Annotated in this window: 21 protein-coding genes and 1 pseudogene; 12 read left to right on the top strand and 10 right to left on the bottom strand. The window is 72.2% G+C overall.

Translation table 11 applies throughout. From position 1 onward, the window contains the following. The first annotated feature begins 122 nt into the window (after positions 1-122). Positions 123-1,292: an MFS transporter gene (locus ACFWW9_RS21630; protein WP_390380553.1), complete on the top strand. Its 1,170-nt coding sequence runs from the start codon at positions 123-125 to the stop codon at positions 1,290-1,292. Positions 1,293-1,336: 44 nt separating this feature from the next. On the opposite strand, the gene ACFWW9_RS21625 is transcribed toward ACFWW9_RS21630, so the two are convergent. The 3 genes from ACFWW9_RS21625 to ACFWW9_RS21615 form a co-directional block, all read right to left on the bottom strand. After that, complete coding sequence (locus ACFWW9_RS21625) at positions 1,337-2,626, bottom strand: PhoH family protein (RefSeq protein ID WP_390380590.1); 1,290 nt, start codon at positions 2,624-2,626, stop codon at positions 1,337-1,339. Positions 2,627-3,086: 460 nt separating this feature from the next. Beyond that, the gene (locus tag ACFWW9_RS21620) at positions 3,087-4,325 is read right to left on the bottom strand and encodes a DUF885 domain-containing protein (RefSeq protein ID WP_390380550.1); all 1,239 of its coding nucleotides are present in this window, start codon (positions 4,323-4,325) and stop codon (positions 3,087-3,089) included. A 68-nt stretch (positions 4,326-4,393) separates the two neighbouring features. Further along, the gene (locus ACFWW9_RS21615; RefSeq protein WP_390380547.1) at positions 4,394-5,173 is read right to left on the bottom strand and encodes an isoprenyl transferase; all 780 of its coding nucleotides are present in this window, start codon (positions 5,171-5,173) and stop codon (positions 4,394-4,396) included. Between the two features lie 151 nt (positions 5,174-5,324). Here ACFWW9_RS21615 and ACFWW9_RS21610 point away from each other — a divergent pair, with 151 nt between their 5' ends. Then, complete coding sequence (locus ACFWW9_RS21610) at positions 5,325-5,954, top strand: hemolysin III family protein (RefSeq protein WP_390380587.1); 630 nt, start codon at positions 5,325-5,327, stop codon at positions 5,952-5,954. Between the two features lie 4 nt (positions 5,955-5,958). Here ACFWW9_RS21610 and ACFWW9_RS21605 read toward each other — a convergent pair whose 3' ends face one another. From ACFWW9_RS21605 to ACFWW9_RS21595, 3 genes are all read right to left on the bottom strand, one after another. After that, positions 5,959-6,399, bottom strand: a complete 441-nt coding sequence (locus tag ACFWW9_RS21605; protein WP_390380544.1) for a GNAT family N-acetyltransferase — start codon at positions 6,397-6,399, stop codon at positions 5,959-5,961. 177 nt (positions 6,400-6,576) lie between these two features. Next, positions 6,577-7,143, bottom strand: coding sequence for a hypothetical protein (locus ACFWW9_RS21600; protein WP_390380541.1), 567 nt, complete (start codon positions 7,141-7,143; stop codon positions 6,577-6,579). Between the two features lie 73 nt (positions 7,144-7,216). Then, complete coding sequence (locus ACFWW9_RS21595) at positions 7,217-9,205, bottom strand: thioredoxin domain-containing protein (RefSeq protein ID WP_390380538.1); 1,989 nt, start codon at positions 9,203-9,205, stop codon at positions 7,217-7,219. A gap of 54 nt (positions 9,206-9,259) precedes the next feature. On the opposite strand from ACFWW9_RS21595, the gene ACFWW9_RS21590 reads away from it, so the two are divergent. The 3 genes and pseudogenes from ACFWW9_RS21590 to ACFWW9_RS21580 form a co-directional block, all read left to right on the top strand. Next, positions 9,260-10,642 (top strand): 3' terminal RNA ribose 2'-O-methyltransferase Hen1, encoded by a 1,383-nt coding sequence (locus tag ACFWW9_RS21590; RefSeq protein ID WP_390380535.1) that lies wholly within the window; start codon positions 9,260-9,262, stop codon positions 10,640-10,642. Next, positions 10,642-13,173, top strand: coding sequence for a polynucleotide kinase-phosphatase (locus ACFWW9_RS21585; protein WP_390380532.1), 2,532 nt, complete (start codon positions 10,642-10,644; stop codon positions 13,171-13,173). Before ACFWW9_RS21590 ends, ACFWW9_RS21585 begins: the two co-directional genes overlap by 1 nt. Continuing rightward, positions 13,170-14,225: pseudogene (locus ACFWW9_RS21580) on the top strand (metallophosphoesterase); the annotation flags it as partial. The gene ACFWW9_RS21585 and the pseudogene ACFWW9_RS21580, both read left to right, overlap by 4 nt. A gap of 20 nt (positions 14,226-14,245) precedes the next feature. On the opposite strand, the gene ACFWW9_RS21575 reads toward ACFWW9_RS21580, so the two are convergent. The 3 genes from ACFWW9_RS21575 to mca are packed head-to-tail and all read right to left on the bottom strand — an operon-like array spanning position 14,246 to position 15,953. After that, on the bottom strand, positions 14,246-14,809 hold the full coding sequence (locus ACFWW9_RS21575) for a hypothetical protein (protein WP_390380530.1): 564 nt from the start codon (positions 14,807-14,809) through the stop codon (positions 14,246-14,248). A gap of 11 nt (positions 14,810-14,820) precedes the next feature. Continuing rightward, positions 14,821-15,072, bottom strand: a complete 252-nt coding sequence (locus ACFWW9_RS21570; protein WP_390380527.1) for a hypothetical protein — start codon at positions 15,070-15,072, stop codon at positions 14,821-14,823. Continuing rightward, positions 15,072-15,953, bottom strand: a complete 882-nt coding sequence (gene mca / locus ACFWW9_RS21565; protein WP_390380525.1) for a mycothiol conjugate amidase Mca — start codon at positions 15,951-15,953, stop codon at positions 15,072-15,074. The genes ACFWW9_RS21570 and mca overlap by 1 nt, the downstream gene beginning before the upstream one ends. Positions 15,954-16,091: 138 nt before the next feature. Here mca and ACFWW9_RS21560 point away from each other — a divergent pair, with 138 nt between their 5' ends. The 7 genes from ACFWW9_RS21560 (at position 16,092) to ACFWW9_RS21530 (ending at position 21,601) form a co-directional block, all read left to right on the top strand. Beyond that, entirely contained in the window at positions 16,092-16,523 is a 432-nt protein-coding gene (locus ACFWW9_RS21560) for a DUF4307 domain-containing protein (RefSeq protein WP_390380522.1), read from the top strand. A 189-nt stretch (positions 16,524-16,712) separates the two neighbouring features. Continuing rightward, a complete protein-coding gene (gene greA, locus ACFWW9_RS21555) occupies positions 16,713-17,207 on the top strand; it encodes a transcription elongation factor GreA (RefSeq protein WP_390380584.1) in 495 nt (164 codons plus the stop codon). Between the two features lie 103 nt (positions 17,208-17,310). Next, complete coding sequence (locus tag ACFWW9_RS21550; RefSeq protein ID WP_390380519.1) at positions 17,311-17,745, top strand: MarR family winged helix-turn-helix transcriptional regulator; 435 nt, start codon at positions 17,311-17,313, stop codon at positions 17,743-17,745. 126 nt (positions 17,746-17,871) lie between these two features. Next, on the top strand, positions 17,872-18,777 hold the full coding sequence (locus ACFWW9_RS21545; RefSeq protein ID WP_390380516.1) for an SDR family NAD(P)-dependent oxidoreductase: 906 nt from the start codon (positions 17,872-17,874) through the stop codon (positions 18,775-18,777). Further along, complete coding sequence (locus ACFWW9_RS21540; RefSeq protein WP_390380513.1) at positions 18,774-19,652, top strand: amidohydrolase family protein; 879 nt, start codon at positions 18,774-18,776, stop codon at positions 19,650-19,652. The genes ACFWW9_RS21545 and ACFWW9_RS21540 overlap by 4 nt, the downstream gene beginning before the upstream one ends. Continuing rightward, complete coding sequence (locus ACFWW9_RS21535; RefSeq protein ID WP_390380510.1) at positions 19,649-20,098, top strand: MaoC family dehydratase; 450 nt, start codon at positions 19,649-19,651, stop codon at positions 20,096-20,098. The genes ACFWW9_RS21540 and ACFWW9_RS21535 overlap by 4 nt, the downstream gene beginning before the upstream one ends. A 12-nt stretch (positions 20,099-20,110) precedes the next feature. After that, on the top strand, positions 20,111-21,601 hold the full coding sequence (locus ACFWW9_RS21530) for an AMP-binding protein (protein ID WP_390380507.1): 1,491 nt from the start codon (positions 20,111-20,113) through the stop codon (positions 21,599-21,601). Here the strand turns inward: ACFWW9_RS21530 and ACFWW9_RS21525 are convergent. Continuing rightward, on the bottom strand, positions 21,594-22,088 hold the full coding sequence (locus ACFWW9_RS21525) for an Lrp/AsnC family transcriptional regulator (RefSeq protein ID WP_390380504.1): 495 nt from the start codon (positions 22,086-22,088) through the stop codon (positions 21,594-21,596). The genes ACFWW9_RS21530 and ACFWW9_RS21525 overlap by 8 nt on opposite strands. Positions 22,089-22,102 lie beyond the last annotated feature (14 nt).

The following is a 22,102-nucleotide window of genomic DNA, read 5'->3' as shown; positions in this document are numbered from 1 at the left end:
CGATCTGCCGGACAGATGGAAGACATCTGATCCTACTGCGCCCCAGCAGCATCCGACCGGCGCGACGGGGACGTTCCAGTGGTGAAGGCTCCACCTCGGAGTCCCGACCCAGGACGGGAACCATGACAACCCCACTGCTCCGCGTTCGGCACCGGACCGGCTTCTGGCTGGTCACCGCCGCGTACGCGGCCCTCATGGCGTTCGGCACCGTGCCGATGCCGCTCTGGCCGCTCTACCACCTCAGCGCGCCCGAGGTGACCACGGCGTTCGCCGTGTCGGTCGTCGGAACGGCCGTCAGCCTCCACTTCGGCGGCCACCTGTCCGACCGGCTCGGCCGCCGCCGGGTGATCGTCCCGGCGCTCCTGCTCGGCGTGGCGGCCGCCGCGGTCATGGCCGCGTGGCGGGACCTGCCGGGGCTGCTCCTCGGCCGGGTGCTGGCCGGGATGGCCGTCGGGCTGGCGGCGTCGACCGCGACCAGCTACCTGACCGACCTGCACCAGGCCGCCCACCCCGGCCTCGTCGGATCGCGGGTGCCCGCCACGGTCGCGACCGCCGCCAACCTCGGCGGGCTCGCCCTCGGCCCGCTGGTCGCGGGCGCTCTCGCCGAGTGGGCGCCGTTCCCGCTGGTCACGCCGTACGTGGTGGCGGGTGTGGTGATGGCGGTGGCCGTGGTGGCCATCGCCGTGACCCCGGAAACGGTGGACCGGCTGGCCGTCGTCGAGGCGCCGAAGTTCCATCTGCTGGCCGGCAAGCGCGGGGTGTTCGCGGGCGCGGCGGCGGTCGGGTTCTGCTCGTTCGGCGTCTTCGGGATCTTCGGCGGGCTCGGCGCGCTGATCGTCCGCGGCGAACTCCACATCGCGTCGCCGTGGGTGTGGGGCGTGGCGGCGACGACCGTGCTCGGCGTGTCGGCCGTGGCCCAGTTCGCCGTCCCGGCCGCGCGGATGTTCCCGGTCGGCCTGGTCTGCACGCCCGTCGGCCTCGCGCTCGTCGTGCTGGCGATGCGCTACCCGTCGCTGGCGCTGTACCTGCTGGGCGCGGCGCTGTCCGGCGCGGGCGCGGGCCTGCTGTTCAAGGCGGCGCTCAGCGGGGCGATGGCGGCCGCCGAACCCGCCGCCCGCGCGGGGGTGCTCTCGGTGTTCTTCATCGTCGCCTACCTCGGCATGGGGCTGCCGCCGGTGCTGCTGGCCCTCACGTCCGCGGTGCTCGACGACCGGATCGGGCTGACCCTGTTCGGCGCGGTCCTCGCCGGGGCCGCCGTCCTGGCCGCCCGCAGGCAGACCGCCGCGGCGTGACGTGGGGGCGTCCACCTCGGTGGACGCCCCCTCCCGTCAGCCCGTCAGCTCGAGTAGTCCTCCAGCATCTCGGTGACCAGGGCGGCGATCGGCGACCGCTCCGACCGGGTCAGCGTGACGTGGGCGAACAGCGGGTGCCCCTTGAGCTTCTCGATCACCGCTGCGACGCCGTCGTGCCTGCCGACGCGCAGGTTGTCGCGCTGCGCCACGTCGTGGGTGAGGACCACCCGCGAGTTCGTGCCCAGCCTCGACAGCACGGTCAGCAGGACGTTGCGCTCCAACGACTGCGCCTCGTCCACGATCACGTACGAGTCGTGCAGCGACCGGCCGCGGATGTGGGTCAGCGGCAGGACCTCCAGCATGCCCCGGTCCATGATCTCCTCGACCACGTCCTGGCTGACCAGCGCGCCGAGGGTGTCGAACACCGCCTGCGCCCAGGGCTGCATCTTCTCGTTCTCGGAACCGGGCAGGTAGCCCAGGTCCTGACCGCCCACGGCGTACAGCGGCCGGAACACCACGACCTTGCGGTGGTGCTGGCGCTCCATCACCGCCTCCAGGCCCGCGCACAGCGCGAGCGCCGACTTCCCCGTCCCGGCCCGTCCGCCCAGCGAGACGATGCCGATGTCGGGGTCCAGCAGCAGGTCCAGGGCGATCCGCTGCTCGGCGGACCGGCCGTGCACGCCGAACGCCTCGCGATCACCCCTGACCAGCCTGATCTGCTTGTCCGGCGTCACGCGGGCGAGCGCGCTCGACGACCCCGCCAGCAGGCGCAGCCCGCTGTGGCAGGGCAGTTCCGCCACGTCGGCCAGGTCGTGCAGCGCCGGGTCGATCGTGCTGTCCCGGAAGAGCGCGTCCACGACCTCCTGGTCGACGTCCACGTCCGACATGCCGTTGTAGCCGGACAGGGTGACGTCGTGGGCTCGGTACTCGTCCGCGGCGAGCCCGCAGGCGCCCGCCTTCACGCGCAGGGGCATGTCCTTGGTCACGAGGGTGACCGAACGCCCCTCGGCGGCCAGGTTCAGCGCGCACGCGAGGATGCGGGCGTCGTTGGAGTCGGTGCGGAAACCGGCGGGCAACACCTCCGGATCGGTGTGGTTGAGCTCGACGTGCAGGGTTCCACCGACATCGCCGATCGGCACCGGGGAGTCCAGGCGACCATGCCGCAAACGGAGGTCGTCGAGCAGTCGCAGCGCTTCCCTGGCGAACCAGCCCAGTTCGGGGTGGTTGCGCTTGCCCTCCAGCTCGCTGATCACCACGAGCGGGAGCACGACCTCGTGCTCCGCGAACCTCGTGGTCGCCATCGGGTCGGAGAGCAGGACCGACGTGTCCACCACGAACGTGCGGGTGGCAGGCGCGTCGCCGTCCGGGGAAGTAGTGCGCGATGAGCCTGAGGAACGGCTCGCGGGTCGTCGTGCGTTCACGGCAACTCCCTCACGAACGCGGCACCCGCGTCCGTCCCTCGCTGGGCCAGGCACCAACCCCGATCGATCGACCGCCCAACGTTCAGGCGTGCCGACCGCGAGAGCCGGGTGCCGGCCCCCTCGCGCTAAATGCCACGATCAGGGCCTCCCTGCGCGGTCCGCAGTGGTCGCGTCCCGCCAGTTCGAAAGTTACCTGCGAAAGTGCCCCGTGTGCAGGGAGCCACACAGGTGATTCGTGAATTCCCCTTCCGCGCGCCGAACGGCACCTGATCGGCGCAACGGGTGACCACGGGGACGAACCGGCCTCCGATCGGCCTATCCCGACTGGCGTTCGCGCAGCTCAGAGTGCAGATGGTCACCGATGCCGCAGTGATCACGCCGAGTCACGGGGCAGCCAGGACACCCCGGTCTCGACTTCTTCCCGCAACATCTCCGGAACCAGAGGTTCATCGAGGACTGTCCGATATCTGTCCGCGAGCGACACGCCCGGCCCCCTGGCGTCCAGGAAGGCCCGCACGAGCCGCACCCCCTCGACGTAGGTCGTCGTGTACGCGCGCCACAGCGGGTCGGCCAGGAACCGCACCATCTGCCGCGCCCGGCGCTCCGGGACGAGCAGCCAGCGGCACAGGTAGGCGATGACGTCGGCCTCGTCCGCGCGCTGGTCGTGCAGCATCAGGGCGGCGTCCTGCCGGACGGCGGCGAGGCCCGCGGTGGCCAGCTCGACCCGTTCCGCCAGCGGGCCGTCCATCCGCAGCCCGAGGTCGCGCATGATGTCCTCGGTCCACGCCCCCCACCCGCGCCCGACGACGGCGTGCAGGCCCAGGTCGGCCATGCCCTCGGCCATCAGGCACTGCGGGGTGTTGATCAGGAAGATCGACTGCTCGGCGAGGCCGCGGCGGGCGACCAGGCCCAGGTCCTTGCGGCAGTGCTCGGTGTGGTGGCCGGGGTAGGACTCGTGGGCGACCAGGTGCGGCAGGTTCGACATGCGGTGCCCGAGGTCGGCGTTGATCGCCACGACCGACCGGAAGCCGCCGACGTAGTAGTTGAACCCGCTCCACGGCTTGTCGCGGACGATCCGGTACTCCACGACCTCCTCGTCCGGCAGCCCGAACAGCCCGCGCGTGCGGTCGCGCAGGGCGCTGGACAGGGCGTTCACGCAGCCCTCCAGCCGCTTGAGCGGCACCTCGTCGAGCGCGCGGAACTCCGACAGCCGGAAGGCCAGCGACCCCGGCCCCGGCAGCAGGTCGTCGAGCTGGGCGTGGGCGTTGCGGTAGGTCTCCGGGTTGCCCGGCCGGATGCGCACCTGGAAGTACGCGGCCACCTCGTCGACGTAGCCGACGCGCACGCCCGCCAGCTTGCGGGCGGTGCACTCCAGCGCGACCAGGTGGGCGTCCAGGAACCGGCGGCGGTCCTCGGCGAGGTCCGCGCCGACCAGTTCACGGCGCAGCAGGCCCGCCCGCGCGGCCAGCGCGGTCGGGTGCGGCGTCGGCTCGTTGTCCACCTGGCGGCGCAGCGCCGGGTCGCCGGTGAACGAGTCCACGAGCCCCGGCGACAGGCGGCCGAGCCTCAGCCCGAGCGCCTGGTACTCGCGCACCACCTGGTTGGCGTCCATGAGCAGGGGAGCTTACGAGGCCCACGGCGGTTACCACGGCATCGCACCGGCAACGAACCGGACGGGTCCTAGGAGCCGAAGCGGCGGTGCCGGATCGCGTAGTCGCGCAGGGCGCGCAGGAAGTCCGTGCGGCGGAACGCGGGCCAGTAGGCCTCGCAGAACCAGAACTCCGAGTGCGCGGACTGCCACAGCATGAAACCGGACAGCCGCTGCTCCCCCGACGTCCTGATGAGCAGGTCCGGGTCGGGCTGGCCGGACGTGTACAGGTGCTCGGCGATGTGGTCGACGTCGAGGACCTCGGCCAGCTCCTCGATCGTGCCGCCGCTCTCCGCGTGCTGCTGGAGCAGCTTCCGGACCGCGTCGGCGATCTCCTGCCTGCCGCCGTAGCCGACGGCGACGTTGACCTCCAGGCCCGTGCGGCCGGTGGTGCGCAGCGCCGCGGCGGACAGCCGGGCGGCGGTCTCCGTCGGCAGCATGTCCAGCGCGCCGACATGCCTGACGCGCCACGGGTTCCCCGGCTCGGCCAGCTCGTCGACGATGTCCGCGATGATGTCGAGCAGCGGCCCCAGTTCCTCGATCGGACGGTCCAGGTTGTCCGTCGACAAGAGCCAGAGCGTCACGACCTCGACGTCGGCCTCGCGGCACCACCGCAGCAGGTCGAGGATCTTGCGCGCGCCCTCGCGGTGGCCGTGCGCGACGTCGGTGAAGCCCGCTTCCTTGGCCCACCGCCGATTGCCGTCCAGCACGACGCCGACGTGGCGTGGACGCTGCTTGCCGTCGAGCCACCGGTTCAACCGGTACTCGTAGACCCGGAAAAAGACATCCCTGACGCGCTTGCGAAGCCCCACGACCGAAGAGCCTACGCCGCGTGAGCCGGGTCACCGAGGCCGCGTGAACTTCACCGCACGACCACTGCGGCGCAACCTACGGTGCCGTAACCTCGGACGGGTGACCTCAACGACGCACCCCCGGCAGCCTGTTCCGGCGCTGCGGCCCCGAATGCGCGGGTGGCTGCACGTCTGGTCCTTCTACATCTCGCTCGCGACCGGCGCCACGCTCATCGCCCTGGCCGCCGCCACCGTCTCCGGCAAGGCGGCGCTGGCGACGTCGATCTACGGCGCCACGGTCCTCGGCCTGTTCGGCATCAGCGCCCTCTACCACCGCGTCAACTGGGTCAGCGTCAGCGCCAGGACGTGGATGAAGCGCCTCGACCACTCGATGATCTTCGTCTTCATCGCGGGCACCTACACCCCGTTCGCCTTGCTGGCGATGCCCCCGGACACCGGAAACGTCGTGCTCGCGGTGGTCTGGATCGGCGCCGTCAGCGGCGTGGCCCTCAAACTCATCTGGCCGCACGCCCCCAAGTGGGTGGGCGTCCCGATGTACATCGCCCTGGGCTGGGTAGCGGTCTTCGTCCTCCCGGACATCATGCACCACGCGGGCGTGGCGGCCCTCGTCCTCGTGATCGTCGGCGGCCTGCTCTACACGGTGGGCGGCGTCTTCTACGGCATCCGCTGGCCCAACCCCTGGCCGGGCGTCTTCGGCTTCCACGAGGTCTTCCACGCCGCCACCGTCGTCGCGGCCCTGTGCCACTACATCGCCATTTGGTTCGCGATCTACTCCGGCTGACCCGTCACGAGACGTCGAGTTCGTAGCGGCTGACCATCGTGTCGCCGGAGAGCTTGTCGCCTCGGTGTTCGAAGCCCGCCTTCTCGTAGTACGCGCACAACGCCGTGTTCGTGGCGACGCAGTCCAACCGCAGTGAGCGTCTGCCGAAGCGCCTGGTCACGTCGGCCGCCCACGCCAGCACGGTCGCGCCCAGGCCTGGGGTGGTGCGGCGGGTGGCTAGGCGGTGGACGTAGCCAGCTTGGCCGCCGAGGTCGTCCCAGAGCGGGTCGGACCAGGTGAGGGTGGCTGTGCCGCTGATGGTGCCGTCGACCAGGGCCAGCCAGGTTTCCGTGCGGGCGATGGACTGTTCCAGGGCCGCCGGGGTGAAGTGGCGTGGCCACTGGTCCACGCCTCGGGCGTGGAGCCACGCCGAGGCTTCCTCCAGGATCGCCACGACCTCGTGCAACTGGTCCCGCCTCGCCGGGCGCAGGACGACCCGCGCCGCCGATCGGCCCCCAGACCGATCAGCGGTTCCTTCCCATCCCCCTGGCCTCACCCCTGGAGTGTGGACCAGACCACTCGGTTTCCGGTGCCCCACTTGGGGAACGCTTGAGGTGGGGCCAGGGGGTGTTCATCCTTGCCGTCAGCCGAGGTTCGGGCCTTCGGCCCGCAGGTCGTCGACCTTCGACATCGCCTCGCGCAGCTCGCCCAACCAGGTGTCGGCGTGCTCGCCCACCAAGCGCACGGCCCACGCCAGTGCTTCCGAGCGGGAGCGTGCGACACCTGCCGCGACGAGCGTGTCGAGGACCTTGCGCTCCGGCTGCCTGAGCCTCGTCATGACCGGCACGGACAGCGTGGTGAACAGCTCCTCGGTGCCGCCCAGCCGCGCGCCCCAGGCGACCTTGCGGCCGTAGCGGTGCTCGGCCTGCCGGGCGATCTCGATGCGCTCGTCCCTGGTCTGCTCGCGGTACCGGCTGATCCGGCCAGACTCGGCGGCCGACCGCGCCGCGTCGTCGGCGAACTCGCCCTCCAGGTCCGGGAGCGTGCCGACGACGAGGATCTCCTCGCGGTCGACGACCACCTCCGGCGCACCGGTGAACCAGCCGTCCGGCAGCCGCCCGCTGAACCACGCCGCCGCGTCGTCGGCCGACGGCAGGTCCGCCTGCTGCCAGCCGCCTCTGCCCCGTGCGGGGCCCCATCCGCGTCCCATGTCGACCCCTTTCGTAACGTCGATTACTTGATTACGACGCTACGCCTGCAACGGTGGAAGTCGAGCGCGTTCGCTATCGGCGGAGCGCCTCCACCAGGTCGTCCACCGAGGTCACCGGGCGGTCGCACACGTAGCCGCGGCACACGTACGCGGCCGGGCCGCCGTCGACCAGCGGCCGGTCGGCCAGCAGCGGGGCCGAGTCGGGCTCGCCCGCGACGACCACGCCGCCGCCGTGGACGCCCGCGCGGGCGGCGGCCACCAGCTCCGGGGACGCCCCGACGAGGGCGACCTGGACCGGGCCCGCGTGCAGGGCCTCGGCCACGGCGAGCCAGTGGCCCGCGAACCTCGGCGCCCTGGCGGTCAGCAGGCCCGAGCGGGCGACGGCGTGCTCGGCGGCCGTGCGGTACAGCGCGGCGCGGTCCGGGCCGAGCGCGGACGCGGTGAGCAGGGCGGCGGCCAACGAGGACGCGCCGGACGGGCTGGCGTTGTCGGTGGGGTCGGACGGGCGGCGGACGAGGGCCTCGGCGTCGTCCGCGGTGTCGTAGTACGCGCCCGCCGCGTCCGGGACGGCGAACCGGGCCAGCGCCGTGTCCAACAGCCCGCAGGCCGCGTCGAGCCACCGCTCCTCGCCGGTCACCTGGTGCAGCGCCAGCAGGCCGTCCGCGAGGCAGCCGTAGTCCTCCAGCACGCCCGCCGCGGTCCCGGCCACGCCGTCGCGGGACGTCCGCAGCAGCCTGCCGTCGACCACGTGCAGACCGAGCAGCAGGTCGGCGGCCCGCACCGCCGCCCCCACCCAGCGGGGCTCGTCGAACAGCGCGCCCGCCTCGGCCAGCGCCGAGATCGCCAGCCCGTTCCACGCCGTCACGACCTTGTCGTCCCGGCCCGGCTGCGCGCGCTTCGCGCGGGCGTCCAGCAGCGCGGACCGCACCCGGTCCCAGCGGTCGCCGGGCTCCGGGGAGGGCAGTCGCAACGTCGACGTGCCGTGCTCGAACGTGCCCTCGGGGGTCACGGCGAACAGGGCCGCGGCCCACTCGCCGTCCTCCTGCCCGAGGACGTCGACGAGCTGCGCGGGCGTCCACACGTACGTGAGGCCCTCCTCGCCGTCGGTGTCGGCGTCCAGCGACGCGGCGAACGCGCCCTGCGGCGTGCCGAGGTCGCGGAGCAGGAACTCGGCGGTGCCGTGCACCACCTCGCGGTAGCGCGGGTTGTCGTCGCGGCGGCTGAGGTGGGTGTACGCGCGGAGCAGCAACCCGTTGTCGTACAACATCTTCTCGAAGTGCGGCACGGTCCAGGACGCGTCGACCGAGTACCGGGAGAACCCACCGGCGAGCTGGTCGTGCAGGCCGCCGGCGGCCATGGCGTCGCAGGTCGCGCGGGCCATCGAGAGGGCCTGGATCGACCCGGTGCGCTCGTGGTGGCGCAGCAGGAACTCGACGACCATGGACGGCGGGAACTTCGGCGCGCCGCCGAACCCGCCGCGCTTGCGGTCGTACTCGCCCAGCAACGAGACCACCGCGCCCGCCAGCGCGTCCGTGTCCACTGTGGACGACTGGAGCGGTGCGGCGCGCTGCGCCAGCTCGGCGACGATCGCGGCCGCGGACGCGCGCAGCTCGTCGCCCTGGTCCGTCCACGCCGCCGTGATCGACTCCAGCACCTGGCTGAACGACGGCATTCCCGGCCTCGGCTGCGGCGGGAAGTAGGTGCCGGAGTAGAACGGTTCCGCGGCGGGCGTGAGGAAGCACGTCATCGGCCAGCCGCCATGACCGGTCATGGCCTGCGTGACCTCCATGTACACCGCGTCCACGTCGGGGCGTTCCTCGCGGTCGACCTTGACGTTGACGAAGTGCTCGTTCATGTACGCGGCCGTGGCCTCGTCCTCGAACGACTCGTGCGCCATGACGTGGCACCAGTGGCAGGCCGCGTAGCCGATCGACAGCAGGACCGGGACGTCGCGGCGCTTCGCCTCCTCGAACGCCTCGGCCGACCACGGGTGCCAGTGCACCGGGTTGTCGGCGTGCTGGAGCAGGTACGGGCTGGTCGAGGACGCTAGCCGGTTCGTCATGCCCGCCAGCGTAATTCGACCGCGCCGAGGACGTCGGTCAGTCAGAATCAGCCGGTGCTCCTGACCCTGACCACCACCCACCGGCCCGCGACCGACCTCGGTTTCCTGCTGCACAAGCACCCGGAGAGGGCCCAGTCCTTTCCGGCCACCTCCGGCACCGCCCACGTGTTCTACCCGCGGGCGGACGAGCGGGCGTGCACGGCGGCGCTGCTGCTGGAGGTCGACCCGGTCGGGCTGGTGCGCGGCCGGGCGAGCAGCCTCACCCAGTACGTGAACGACCGGCCGTACGCGGCCGGGTCGCTGCTGGCCGTGGCGCTCGGCTCGGTGTTCCGGACGGCGATGAACGGTCGCTGCGACGCGCGCCCCGAGCTGGCCGCGACCCCGATCCCGCTGCGGATCGAGGTCCCCGCCGCGGGCTGCCCCGAACCCGGCCTGCCGGAACGGCTGTTCGCGCCGCTGGGCTGGACGGTCGACGCGCCGCCCGTGCCGCTCGACCCGGCCGTGCCGTCGTGGGGCGACTCGCGGTACGCGGACCTCGTGCTGACCGGCGAGCTGCGGCTGGCGGACGCGCTGCGGCAGCTCTACGTGCTGCTGCCGGTGCTGGACGGGTCGAAGCACTACTGGATCGACGAGGACGAGGTCGACAAGCTCCTGCGCGCCGGGGAGGGCTGGCTCGGCGAGCACCCGGAGCGCGAGCTGATCACCCGGCGGTACCTCGGGCGCAGGCACCCGCTGGTGCGGTCGGCGCTGGAGCGGCTCGCCGAGGCCGACGACGTGGTGGAGGAGGAGCTGGACAACGCGCTCGACGAGCCGGTCGACGTGCCGCTGCCGCTCGCCGTGCAGCGCCGGGGCGGTGTGCTGGCCGCGCTGCGGGCGTGCGGGGCGCGGCGGGTGCTGGACCTCGGGTGCGGCGAGGGCGCGCTGCTGCGCGACCTGGTGAAGGAGCCGGTGTTCACCGAGATCCTCGGGGTGGACGTGTCGTCGAAGGCGCTGGCCGTGGCCGAGCGGCGGCTGCACCTGGACCGGCTGTCGGACCGGGCGCGCGAGCGGATCACCCTGCGCCAGTCGTCGCTGACCTACGCCGACGCCGGGCTGGCCGGGTTCGACGCGGCCGTGCTGATGGAGGTCGTCGAGCACCTCGACGAGGACCGGCTGCCCGCGCTGGAGCACGCCGTGTTCGGCGCGGCCGAACCGGGCACGGTGATCGTGACCACGCCGAACGTGGAGTACAACGTCCTGTTCGAGTCGTTGCGCGCCAACGCCTTCCGACACACCGACCACCGGTTCGAGTGGACCCGCGCCCAGTTCCGGGACTGGGGCGACGGCGTCGGCCTCCGGTACGGCTACGCCGTCTCGTACCTCCCCGTCGGACCCGAGGACCCCGAACTCGGCTCCCCCACCCAGCTCGCCGTGTTCACGAGGAAGCAGGAAGCCTGATGGAGCTGAGCATCCCCGACCTGTCGCTGGTCGTGCTGGTCGGCGCGTCCGGGTCGGGCAAGTCGACGTTCGCGGCCAGGCACTTCCTCCCCACGCAGGTGCTGTCCAGCGACTACTTCCGCGGGCTGGTCGCCGACGACGAGAACGACCAGTCGGCGTCCGGCGACGCGTTCGACGTCCTGCACTACGTGGCGGGCAAGCGGTTGGCCGCGGGGCGGGTCACGGTGATCGACGCGACGAACGTGCAGCAGCACGTCCGGGCGCGGCTGGTCGCGTTGGCGCGCGAGCACAACGTGCTGCCCGTGGCGATCGTGCTCGACCTGCCGGAGGACGTCTGCGTGTCGCGCAACGCCGAGCGGCCGGACCGGGACTTCGGCGCGCGCGTGGTGCGCAGGCACCAGGCGGACCTGCGGAAGTCGTTGCGGCACCTGGGGAAGGAGGGCTTCCGCAAGGTGCACGTGCTGCGCGGGCAGGCCGAGGTCGACGCCGCCTCCATCACCTACGAGCGGATGCTGAACGACCTGCGGCACGAGACCGGGCCGTTCGACGTGGTCGGCGACGTGCACGGCTGCCGCGCCGAGCTGGAGGAGCTGCTGTCCGAGCTGGGCTACGCGCTGACCCGCGACGCCGAGGGGCGGGCGGTCGACGCGGCGCACCCGGCCGGGCGGCGGGCGGCGTTCGTCGGCGACCTGGTCGACCGCGGGCCGGACACGCCGGGCGTGCTGCGGCTGGTGATGGGCATGGTGCGGGCTGGTCACGCGTTCGCGGTCAGCGGCAACCACGAGCACAAGCTGGTGCAGGCGCTGCGCGGCCGGAAGGTCAAGGTGGCGCACGGGTTGGGCGAGTCGCTGGCGCAGCTGGCCGAGGAGCCCGCAGAGTTCCGCAGGGACGTGGAGGCGTTCTGCTACGACCTGGTGTCGCACTACGTGCTGGACGGCGGCGCGCTGGTGCTGGCGCACGCCGGGCTGCCGGAGAACTACCACGGGCGCGCGTCCGGGCGGGTGCGCAGCTTCGCGCTGTACGGCGACACGACCGGCGAGACCGACGAGTTCGGCCTGCCCGTCCGCTACCCGTGGGCGAACGACTACCGGGGCAAGGCGATGGTGCTGTACGGGCACACGCCCGTGCCGGACGCGGAGTGGGTCAACGGGACGATGTGCCTGGACACCGGCGTGGTGTTCGGCGGCAAGCTGACGGCGTTGCGGTACCCGGAGAAGGAACTGGTCTCGGTGCCGGCGCACCAGGTCTGGTACGAGCCGGTGCGGCCGCTGGCGAGCACCGCGCCCGCCCGCGACGAGCGGGTGCTGAACCTCAGCGACGTCGCCGGGAACCGGACCGTGGAGACCGGGCACCACGGGCGGATCAGCGTGCGCGCCGAGCACTCGGCGGCGGCGCTGGAGGTGATGAGCCGGTTCGCGATCGACCCGCGCTGGCTCGCCTACCTGCCGCCGACGATGTCGCCGACCGCGACCTCGACCCGCGACGACGTGCTGGAGCACCCGGCCGAGGCGTTCGCCGGGTTCCGCGGCGCGGGCGTGCAGACCGTGCTGTGCGAGGAGAAGCACATGGGGTCGCGGGCCGTGGTGCTGGTGTGCCGCGACGCCGGTGTCGGCCTGGCGCGGTTCGGCGTCGAGGGCGTCGGGGCCGTGCACACCCGCACCGGGCGGGCGTTCTTCCCCGGCGAGCTGGGCGAGGCGTTCCTGGACCGGGTGCGGGCGGCCGTGACGGCGGCCGGGCTGTGGGACGAGCTGGCCACCGGCTGGCTGCTGCTGGACGCGGAACTGCTGCCGTGGAGCGCCAAGGCGGGCGGGCTGATCCGCGAGCAGTACGCGTCCGTCGGGGCGGCCGCGGGCGCGGCGCTGCCGAAGGCCGTGGACGCGCTCACGGCGGCGACCGCGCGGGGCGTCGACGTGGCGGACCTGTTGGCGCGCACCACCTCGCGGGAGGCCAACGGCGCGGCGTACCGGGAGGCGTACCGCCGGTACTGCTGGGACACCGACGGCATGGACGGCCTCCGGCTGGCGCCGTTCCAGCTGCTGGCGAGCGAGGGGCGGACGTTCGAGGCGCTGGAGCACCCGTGGCACCTCGGGATCGCCGCACGGCTGCGCGCCGCCGACCCGGACCTGTTCACCGAGACCCGGAACCTGGTCGTGGACACGACCGACGAGGGGTCGCTGGCGGCGGGCACGGCCTGGTGGGAGGAGATGACCGGCGCGGGCGGCGAGGGCGTGGTGGTGAAACCGCTGGCGAACCTCGTGCGCGGGCCGCGCGGGCTCGTGCAGCCCGGCGTGAAGGTCCGCGGCCGGGAATACCTGAGGATCATCTACGGTCCGGACTACACGGAGACCGCGAACCTGGACCGCCTGCGCACGAGGTCGTTGGGCGGCAAGCGCTCGCTGGCGCTCCGCGAGTACGCGCTCGGCCTGGAAGGGCTGCGGCGGGTCGCGGCGGGGGAACCGCTGTGGCGCGTGCACGAGTGCGTGTTCGCCGTACTGGCCCTCGAATCGGAACCGGTGGACCCTCGCCTGTGAACCTGACCATCCCCGACCAGTCGCTCGTGGTGCTGCTCGGCGCGCGGATGCCCGGCGCGCTGCCGGTCGACCGGCACGACGTCGTCGACCGGCGGCTGCGGGCGGGCGGCATCACCGTGGTCGACGCCACGGGCGCCTCCCGCGAGCAGCGCGCCGAACTCGTGGTGCTGGCGAAGAAGCGCAACGCCACCCCGGTCGCCATCGCCGTCGGGATGACCGAGTGGTCGTTGCGGGAGCAGGGTTTCCGCCGCGTCCACGTGCTGGCCGACCAGGCCGCCGTGGACGCGGTGCGGCTCGTGGCCGAGCGGCTGCCCAACGACCGGCGCGAGGAGGCCGGGCCGTTCGACGTGATCGGCGACGTGCACGGGTGCCGCGTGGAACTGGAGGAGCTGCTGCGGGACCTGGGGTACGTGGTCCTGCACGACGACCGGGGCCGGGCCGTGGACGCGCGGCACCCTCGGGGGCGGAAGGTCGCGTTCGTCGGCGACCTGGTCGACCGCGGCCCGGACACGCCGGGGGTGCTGCGGCTCGCGATGGGCATGGCGGCGGCCGGGAACGCGCTGTGCGTGCGCGGGAACCACGAGGACAAGCTGGTCAAGGCGTTGCGCGGCAACGACGTGCGGCGCACCCACGGGCTGGCCGAGTCGATGGACCAGCTCGGGCGGGAGTCGGCGGGGTTCCGGCAGCGGGTGCTGGAGTTCTGCGACGCGCTGGTCCCGCACTACGTGCTGGACGGCGGCGCGCTCGTGCTGGCGCACGCCGGGCTGCCGGAGAGGTACCACGGCCGGGAGTCGGCGCGGATGCGCAGCCTGGCGATCTGGGGCGAGAACACCGGCGTGTCCGACGACGACGGCAACCCCGTGCGCTACCCGTGGGCCGAGGAGTACGAGGGTGAGGCGGTCGTCCTGTATGGACACACGCCGGTCGCGGACGCCAAGTGGGTCAACGGAACCCTGTGCCTGGACACCGGCTGCGTGTTCGGCGGCAAGCTCACGGCGTTGCGCTACCCCGAGCGCGAGATCGTGTCGGTGCCCGCGCGTCGGACGTGGTTCGCGAGGCCGGGGAAGCTGCGCTAGGCGCGTTCCAGCCAGGCGTGGAACGGGTCGAGCTTGCGGAGTTCGGTGAACAGGCGGTCGCGGGCCTCGGCGCGCAGCCACGGGAGGGTGCTGTCGAGGTCCGCGGTGCGCTGCACGCGACCGGACCGGAACAGCAGCACCATCTCCGGGTTCAGGTAGCGGATGCCGTCGTCGACCCAGGTCACGGCGTCCAGCGGGAACGTGACCGTCGGGTCGCGCGGGAACACCCACTCGTCGTGCCAGCGGCGGGTGGGGCGGAGGTCGAGCTGCCACGGCGTGTCCGGGCGGGCGCGGACCCACAGCCGCGTCACGTCCGGGGGCAGGTCGGCGGGCGCGGGCTGGGCGAAGCCGTCGACCACGGCCCACACGTCGGCCCCGGCGAAGTGCTCGCGCACGGCGGCCACGTCGTCGAGGAACACCCCGACGACCAGCCGCTCGTGCGGGCCGCGCACGGCCGTGTACCGCTCCAGCGCCCACCCGCCGCAGACCCACCACGGCACGCCGACGCCGTCGAACGCCAGCGCGCCCGCGGCGGGTTCCAGCACGTCCCAGTTCTCCACGGCGGGAGACGTTAGCCCTTGGAGGTGTCGTCCTTCTTGACTTCCGATGGCGCGGGCTCGTCGAAGCTGGCGGGCAGGTTGCGCAGGTGCTTGTTCATCGAGCGGACCAGGAAGAACACCGCGATGAAGAACAGCACGAGCAGCAGCAGGCCCAGCGGGGACGACTTGCCGAAGTCCTCCCGCTGGCCGCCGGGGTCGTTCGACGTCGGCGGCTGCTGGGCGACGAGCGCGATCGTCTGGTCGAGCGGGACGCGCGCCAGCATCACGCGGACACCTTCTCGCGCAGGCCGGCGAACAGGTCGTCCTCGGGCACGGTGCTGTCGACCAGGGAGCGGGCCAGCTCGTACTCCTCGGTCGGCCAGAGCCGCTTCTGCATCTCCAGCGGGATGAAGAACCAGCGGCTCTCCGGGTCGATCTGGGTGGCGTGGGCCTTGAGGGCCTCGTCGCGCTGCTCGAAGAACTCGGCGCACTCGACCCTGGTCGTCACGCGGTCCAGCACGTCGGGGGTGTTCGGGTCCCACTTCGCGATCCACTCGGTGTACGGCGACTCCTGGCCGAGTTCGAGCAGCGCGTTGTGGAAGGTCGTCATCTTGGCGCGCGAGAAGCCGTGCGAGTAGTACAGCTTCAGCGGCTGCCACGGCTCGCCCGCCTCGGGGAACCGCTCCGGGTCGCCCGCCGCGTCGAACGCCGCCACCGACACCTCGTGCGTGCGGATGTGGTCCGGGTGCGGGTAGCCGCCGTTCTCGTCGTACGTGGTGATGACGTGCGGCTTGAAGTCGCGGATGGCCTCGACCAGCTTCTCGGTCGACACCTCCAGCGGCACCAGCGCGAAGCAGCCCTCGGGCAGCGGGGGCAGCGGGTCGCCCTCGGGCAGGCCCGAGTCGACGAACCCGAGCCAGCGGTGCTGGACCCCGAGGATCTCGGCGGCGCGGGCCATCTCGCCGCGGCGGATCTCGGCCATGTTCTCCAGGACCTCGGGGCGGTTCATGGCGGGGTTCAGGATGCTGCCCGCCTCACCGCCGGTGCAGGTCACGACCATCACCTCGTGACCCTCCGAGACGTAGCGGGCCATCGTGGCCGCGCCCTTGCTCGACTCGTCATCGGGGTGCGCGTGCACCGCCATCAGGCGCAGCTTCTCGACCATGACCGGCGTGGACTCCTCTTCGATTCACGTACCGCCCCAGCAAGCGGGGCCGGATCGGCTCCTGCGACACTCAACGCGGACGTCGAGGCCCATTGTTCCCGCTGGTCCGCAGCGGGCGAACGGGCGGGGTGAGAAGGGGTGACCGGAGTGGCGCAGCGCACGCTGCCCGAGGGCCGCTACGGCAGGCAGGCGCGCAAGCCGCTGCCGAAGTGGCTGCGCTGGTCACTGCCCGTCGTGGGCGTGCTCGTGGGGGTCGTGGTCGCGCTCGTCGCCTACCAGAACCTCGGCAACCAGCCCATCGAGGCGAAGCAGAGCGCGTTCGAGGTGCTCGACGACCAGTCCGTCGAGGTCACGTTCGAGGTGGTCCGCGACCAGCCGGACAAGCCCGCCGTGTGCGTCATCCGGGCCCGTTCCGACGACGGCGACGAGACCGGACGGCGCGAGGTGCTCATCCCACCAGGTAGGAGCACGACCTTCGCGACGTCGACCATGCGCACGTCGAAGAGGCCGGTCACCGGCGAGGTGTTCGGCTGCTCTTACCAGGTACCGGTTTACCTGTCCACGAGGTAGCGGCCAAGCGGGTGATCTGCGGGTTTAGCGGCGGTGTCGGGAACAAAACGCCGTAGTCGAACGTTGTAAACGTGTTACTCTTGCAGCTCAGCACGGCCCCGGTGTGGGCCGTGTTTTTCCGTTCCGGGCGGGCTGGTGGCCCGGAAACTGCCAGTCCACGGGGTGGACTTGGAGCAAGACGAGGAGTTGGTGACCGTGAGCGACACCCAGGTGACCTGGCTGACCCAGGAGGCCTACGACCGGCTCAAGGCCGAGCTCGACGAGCTGATCCAGAATCGCCCGGTCATTGCCACTGAGATCAACGCGCGTCGCGAGGAGGGCGACCTCCGGGAGAACGGCGGTTACCACGCGGCTCGCGAGGAGCAGGGCAAGCAGGAGGCCCGGATCCGGCAGTTGCAGGAGCTCCTCCAGGCGGCGAAGGTCGGCGAGGCCCCGACCACCAAGGGCGTCGCGGCACCCGGCACCGTGCTGACCATCCGGTACGCGGGCGACGACGAGACCGAGGAGTTCCTGCTCGCCACCCGCGAGGAGGGCGCTCACGGCGCGATGGAGGTCTACTCCCCCGCGTCGCCGCTCGGCAAGGCCCTGCTCGGCGCGAAGGACGGCGAGACCGTCGAGTACGAGCTGCCGAACGGGAAGAGCCAGAAGGTCACCCTGATCAAGGCGGTTCCGTACTCCGCCTGATCCACGACGCACAGGGGCGGCCACCGTTCTGGTGGCCGCCCCTTTCGCGCGCCTTGTACTATTGATTGACATCGTCAATTATTGACGTTCCCTGGAGGCTTTGGTGCACGACGACCACCCGCTGGCGCAGGACCTGGGGTTTCTGCTGTCGAGGGCCAGCGGGGTGTTCGCGAAGACCGCCAGCGAGGCCCTGGCCCCGCTCGGCCTGCGGGTCCGGTCCTACTCCGTGCTCGCCTTCGCGAGCGACGAGAAGGCGGGCGTCACGCAGCGGCGGCTGGCCGAACTGGTGGGCCTGGACCCGTCGCAGGTCGTGGCGCTGGTCGACGAACTGGAGGCGAGCGGCCTGGTGAAGCGGGTCACCGACCCGACCGACCGCCGCAGCAAGCTCGTCAGCGCGACCACGAAGGGCAGCCGCGTCCGTGACGAGGGCGGCCGCCGCATCGCCGAGGCGCAGGGCGGGATCATGGCCGACGTCTCGCCCGCGACGCGCGCGGAGCTGAACGCCCTCCTGCGGCAGCTGGTGTTCCCGAAGGGCTAGACCCGTTGGCGCTTCCGGCCCAACCCCCGTTCGCCCGCGGATCCGATGACGAACCAAATCGTTGACATCCACAATGGTTAATGACCACCATGGTTCTCGGAGCCCAGCGGCGAGGAGGACGGACCAGTGGATCTCACCGGGAAAGTCGCGGTCGTCACCGGGAGCGGGAGGGGGCTGGGGCTGGCCTACGCCAAGGCGCTGGCCACCGCGGGAGCCGCTGTCGTGGTCAACGACGTGGACGAGGCGGCCGCCGCGGCAGCGGTGAAGGAGATCGTCGACGCCGGTGGGACAGCGGTGGCCGAGGTCGTGGCCGTCGGCACGACCGAGGCGGCGGAAGCGCTGGTGGGACGGGCCGTCGCCGAGTTCGGCAGGCTCGACGCGATGGTCGCCAACGCGGGCGTGCTGCGCGACCGGGTGCTGTGGAAGATGACCGACGACGACTTCGACTCGGTCGTCCACGTCCACCTGCGCGGCACGTTCACGTGTGCGCGGGCGGCCGTCGTGCGGTTCCGCGAGCAGGGCACGGGCGGGCGGCTGATCCTCGTGGGCTCGCCCGCGGGACAACGCGGGAACTTCGGGCAGACCAACTACTCCGCGGCGAAGGCCGGGATCGTCGGGTTCGCCCGCACGTGGGCGATGGAACTGGCCCGCGCGGGCGTGACCGTGAACGCCGTGGTGCCGGTGGCGGCGACCGCGATGACCGAGACGATCCCCGCGCTCCAGGCGTACGCGGCGGCGTTGCGGGCCGGGGAGTCGATGCCGCCGTTCGCGCGGCGCGCGCTGGCGTTCGGCACGCCCGCCGACGCGGCCGGGCTGGTGGTGTTCCTCGCCTCCGACGAGGCCGAGGACGTGACCGGGCAGGCGATCGGCGTGGGCGGCGACCGGCTGTCGCTGTGGACTCACCCGACGCAGGCCGTGGCCGCGTTCGCCGACGGCGGATGGGACGCCGACTCCATCGCCGAGACGTGGCCGACGCTGTTCGCGTCGCACGAGCAGACCGTCGGGGAACGCCTGCCGGAGCAGAAGTCGTGAACCTGGACGCGCTGGAGGCGATCGACGTGCACGCGCACGTCGAGGTCGACGACGACGGGCACCTGTCGCTGCCGAAGGCGCACGTGGAGGCGTCGGCGAAGTACTTCGCGGCCGACCACCGCGCCCCGACGCTCGCCGAGACCGCGGCCTACTACCGGGAACGCAGGATGGCGGCGGTGGTGTTCACCGTCGACGCCGAGTCCGCGACCGGGCACCGGGCCATCTCCAACGAGTGGATCGCCGCGACCGCCGCCGAGCACTCCGACGTGCTGATCCCGTTCGCCAGCGTCGACCCGGCGAAGGGGCAGGCCGGGGCGCGGCTGTTCCGGTCGCTGGTGGAGCGGGACGGGATGCGCGGGATCAAGTTCCACCCGTCGTTGCAGGGGTTCGCGCCGAACGACCGCAGCGCCTACCCGCTGCTGGAGGTGGCCGCGGAACTCGGCGTGCCCGCGCTGTTCCACACCGGGCAGACCGGCATCGGCGCGGGGCTGCCCGGTGGCGGCGGCGTCCGGCTGGGGCTGTCGAACCCGATGCTGGTCGACGACGTGGCGGTGGACTTCCCGGACCTGACGATCATCCTGGCGCACCCGTCGTTCCCCTGGCAGGACGAGGCCTTGGCGGTCGCGACGCACAAGCCCGACGTGTACATCGACCTGTCCGGCTGGTCGCCGAAGTACTTCCCGCCGCTGCTCGTGCGGTACGCGAACACCCTGTTGCAGGACAAGGTGCTGTTCGGGTCGGACTACCCGGTGATCACGCCGGACCGGTGGCTCGCGGACTTCGCCGGCGTGGAGGTCAAGGAGCACGTGCGGCCGAAGATCCTCAAGGACAACGCCGTGCGGGCACTGGGGTTGGACCGGAAGGAGAGCCGATGACGACCGTCGCGTTCGACGACCTGGCCGGGCTGGCGGGGACGTCGCTGGGCAGCGGCGAGTGGCTGGAGGTGACGCAGAAGCGGATCGACCTGTTCGCCGACGCGACCGACGACCACCAGTGGATCCACGTGGACCCGGAACGCGCCCGGTCGGGCCCGTTCGGAGCGCCGATCGCGCACGGGTTCCTGACGCTGTCGCTGGTGATTCCACTGTGGACGGCCCTGTTCGACGTGTCCGGAGTGTCCACGAAGGTCAACTACGGGGTGAACAGGGTCCGGTTCCCCGCCCCGGTTCCGGTGGGGGCGCGCATCCGGCTGTCGGGGACGGTGCTGTCGGTCACGCCGGTCGACGGCGGGGCCCAGATCACCGCCGACGTGGTCGTGGAGATCGAGGGCGGGACCAAACCCGCCTGCGTGGCGCAGCCCGTGTTCCGGTTCTACCGCTGAGGGGTGGCTCCGATGATCTTCCACGCGGCGACCGAGGTGGACGTCCCCGAGGTGGCGCTGACCCGGCACGTGCTGGACCGCGCGCACGGGGACCGGGTCGCGCTGGTGGACGCGGTCAGCGGGGAGCGGATCACCTACCGGGAGCTGGCGGACCAGGTCGACGCGGCGGCGGGTGGACTGGCCGGTCTCGGCGTGGATCCGGGGGACGTGGTGGCGCTGATCAGCCACAACCAGCCGCGGGTCGCGGTCGCGCTGCACGCGGCGCTGACCGCCGGGGCGGTCGTGACGCCGATGAACCCGGCGCTGACGACCGAGGAGGTCGTGCGGCAGCTGACCGCCTCCGGGGCCACGGTGGTGATCACGTCCGAGGCCGTCGCGGAGAAGGTGGCCGAGGCGGCGGACGTCGTCGGGATCGAGCACCGGATCGTACTCGGCGAGGCGGAAGGGTTCGTCTCGTTGGGGGCGCTGTCGGGGGCGGTGCCGGAGGTGCGGGTGCTGGCCTCCGACGTGGCGCTGATGCCGTTCTCCAGCGGGACCACCGGGGCGGCCAAAGGAGTGCTGCTGACCCACCGGAACCTGGTGGCGAACATCGAGCAGAACTCGGCCGTGTGGGACGTGACGGCGGACGACGTGTTCGCGGCCGTGCTGCCGTTCTTCCACATCTACGGGTTCACGATCATCCTCAACCTCGGGCTGCGGCACGGGTCGACCGTGGTCACGCTGCCCCGGTACGAGCACGACGCGCACCTGCGGATGATCGCGGACCACGGGGTGACGCGGGCGTTCGTGGCACCGCCGATGGTGGTCGGGCTGGCGAACGCCGGGGGCGGCGGGCACGACCTCTCGTCGTTGCGGCACGTGCTGTGCGGGGCCGCGCCGCTGGACGTCGAGGTGGCCCGGCGGGCCGAAGCGGTGCTGGGGTGCGGGATCCGGCAGGGGTACGGGATGACCGAGGCCTCGCCGGGGGTGACGCTGGCGGACCTGGGGATGGAGGGGACCGTCGGGACGTTGCTGCCGGGGACGTCGGCGCGGCTGGTGGACCTCGCCACCGGGGTCGACGGGGCGGAGGGGGAACTGTGGGTGCGCGGGCCGCAGGTGATGGCCGGGTACCTGAACGACCCCGCCGCCACGAGTGCCGCCGTGGTCGACGGGTGGTTGCGGACCGGGGACGTCGTTCGGGTCGACGGCGGGGTGTTCCGGATCGTCGACCGGGTCAAGGAGCTGATCAAGTACAAGGGGTACCAGGTGGCCCCCGCCGAGTTGGAGGCCGTGCTGCTCGGGCATCCGGGGGTGTTGGACGTCGCCGTGGTGGGGGTTCCCCACGCTGAGGGCGGGGAAGCGCCCAAGGCTTTCGTGGTGGCGGACGCGGGGGTCGACGGCGAGGAGTTGATGGCGTGGGTCGCCGAGAGGGTGGCCCCGTACAAGAAGGTGCGGGCGGTGGAGTTCGTGGAGGAGATCCCGAAGTCGCCCAGCGGGAAGATCCTGCGCCGCCTCCTCAGGTGATGCGTTCGAGCAGCGGGCGGACGCGGGGCGGGACCGGGGTGGAGAGGGCGATCGACGTGGAGAGGCGCTCGACGCCCGGCACGTCGACCATCTCGTCGATCACGCGTTGCAGGTCCGCGTTCGAGCGGGCCACCATGCGGACGAACAGGTCGCCCTGGCCCGTGGTGGCGTGCACCTCGCAGACCTCGTTGATGGCCGCCAGGCCGTTCGAGACCTCCTGCCTGCGGCCCTGGGCGATCTCCAGCACGGCGAACGCGGTGAGGCTGTAGCCCATCGCAGCCAGGTCCAGCGCGGGCGGGAAACCGGTGAGGACTCCCCTGCCCACCAGGCGGTCGAGCCTGGCCTGGACGGTTCCCCTGGCCACGCCCAGGCGGCGGGAGCACTCGAGGACGCCGAGGCGGGGTTCGTCGGTGAGGAGCAGCAGGAGTCTGGCATCCAGGACGTCCAACGGCTGGTCAGAGTGTTCAAGGTGCTCGCCTGAAGTCATAGATCACTGTACAT

This window comes from Umezawaea sp. NPDC059074, from assembly GCF_042738955.1.
Classification (GTDB): domain Bacteria; phylum Actinomycetota; class Actinomycetes; order Mycobacteriales; family Pseudonocardiaceae; genus Umezawaea.
The sequence above is the reverse complement of the archived record's forward strand: the minus strand, read 5'-3'. Positions and strand labels throughout refer to the sequence as shown.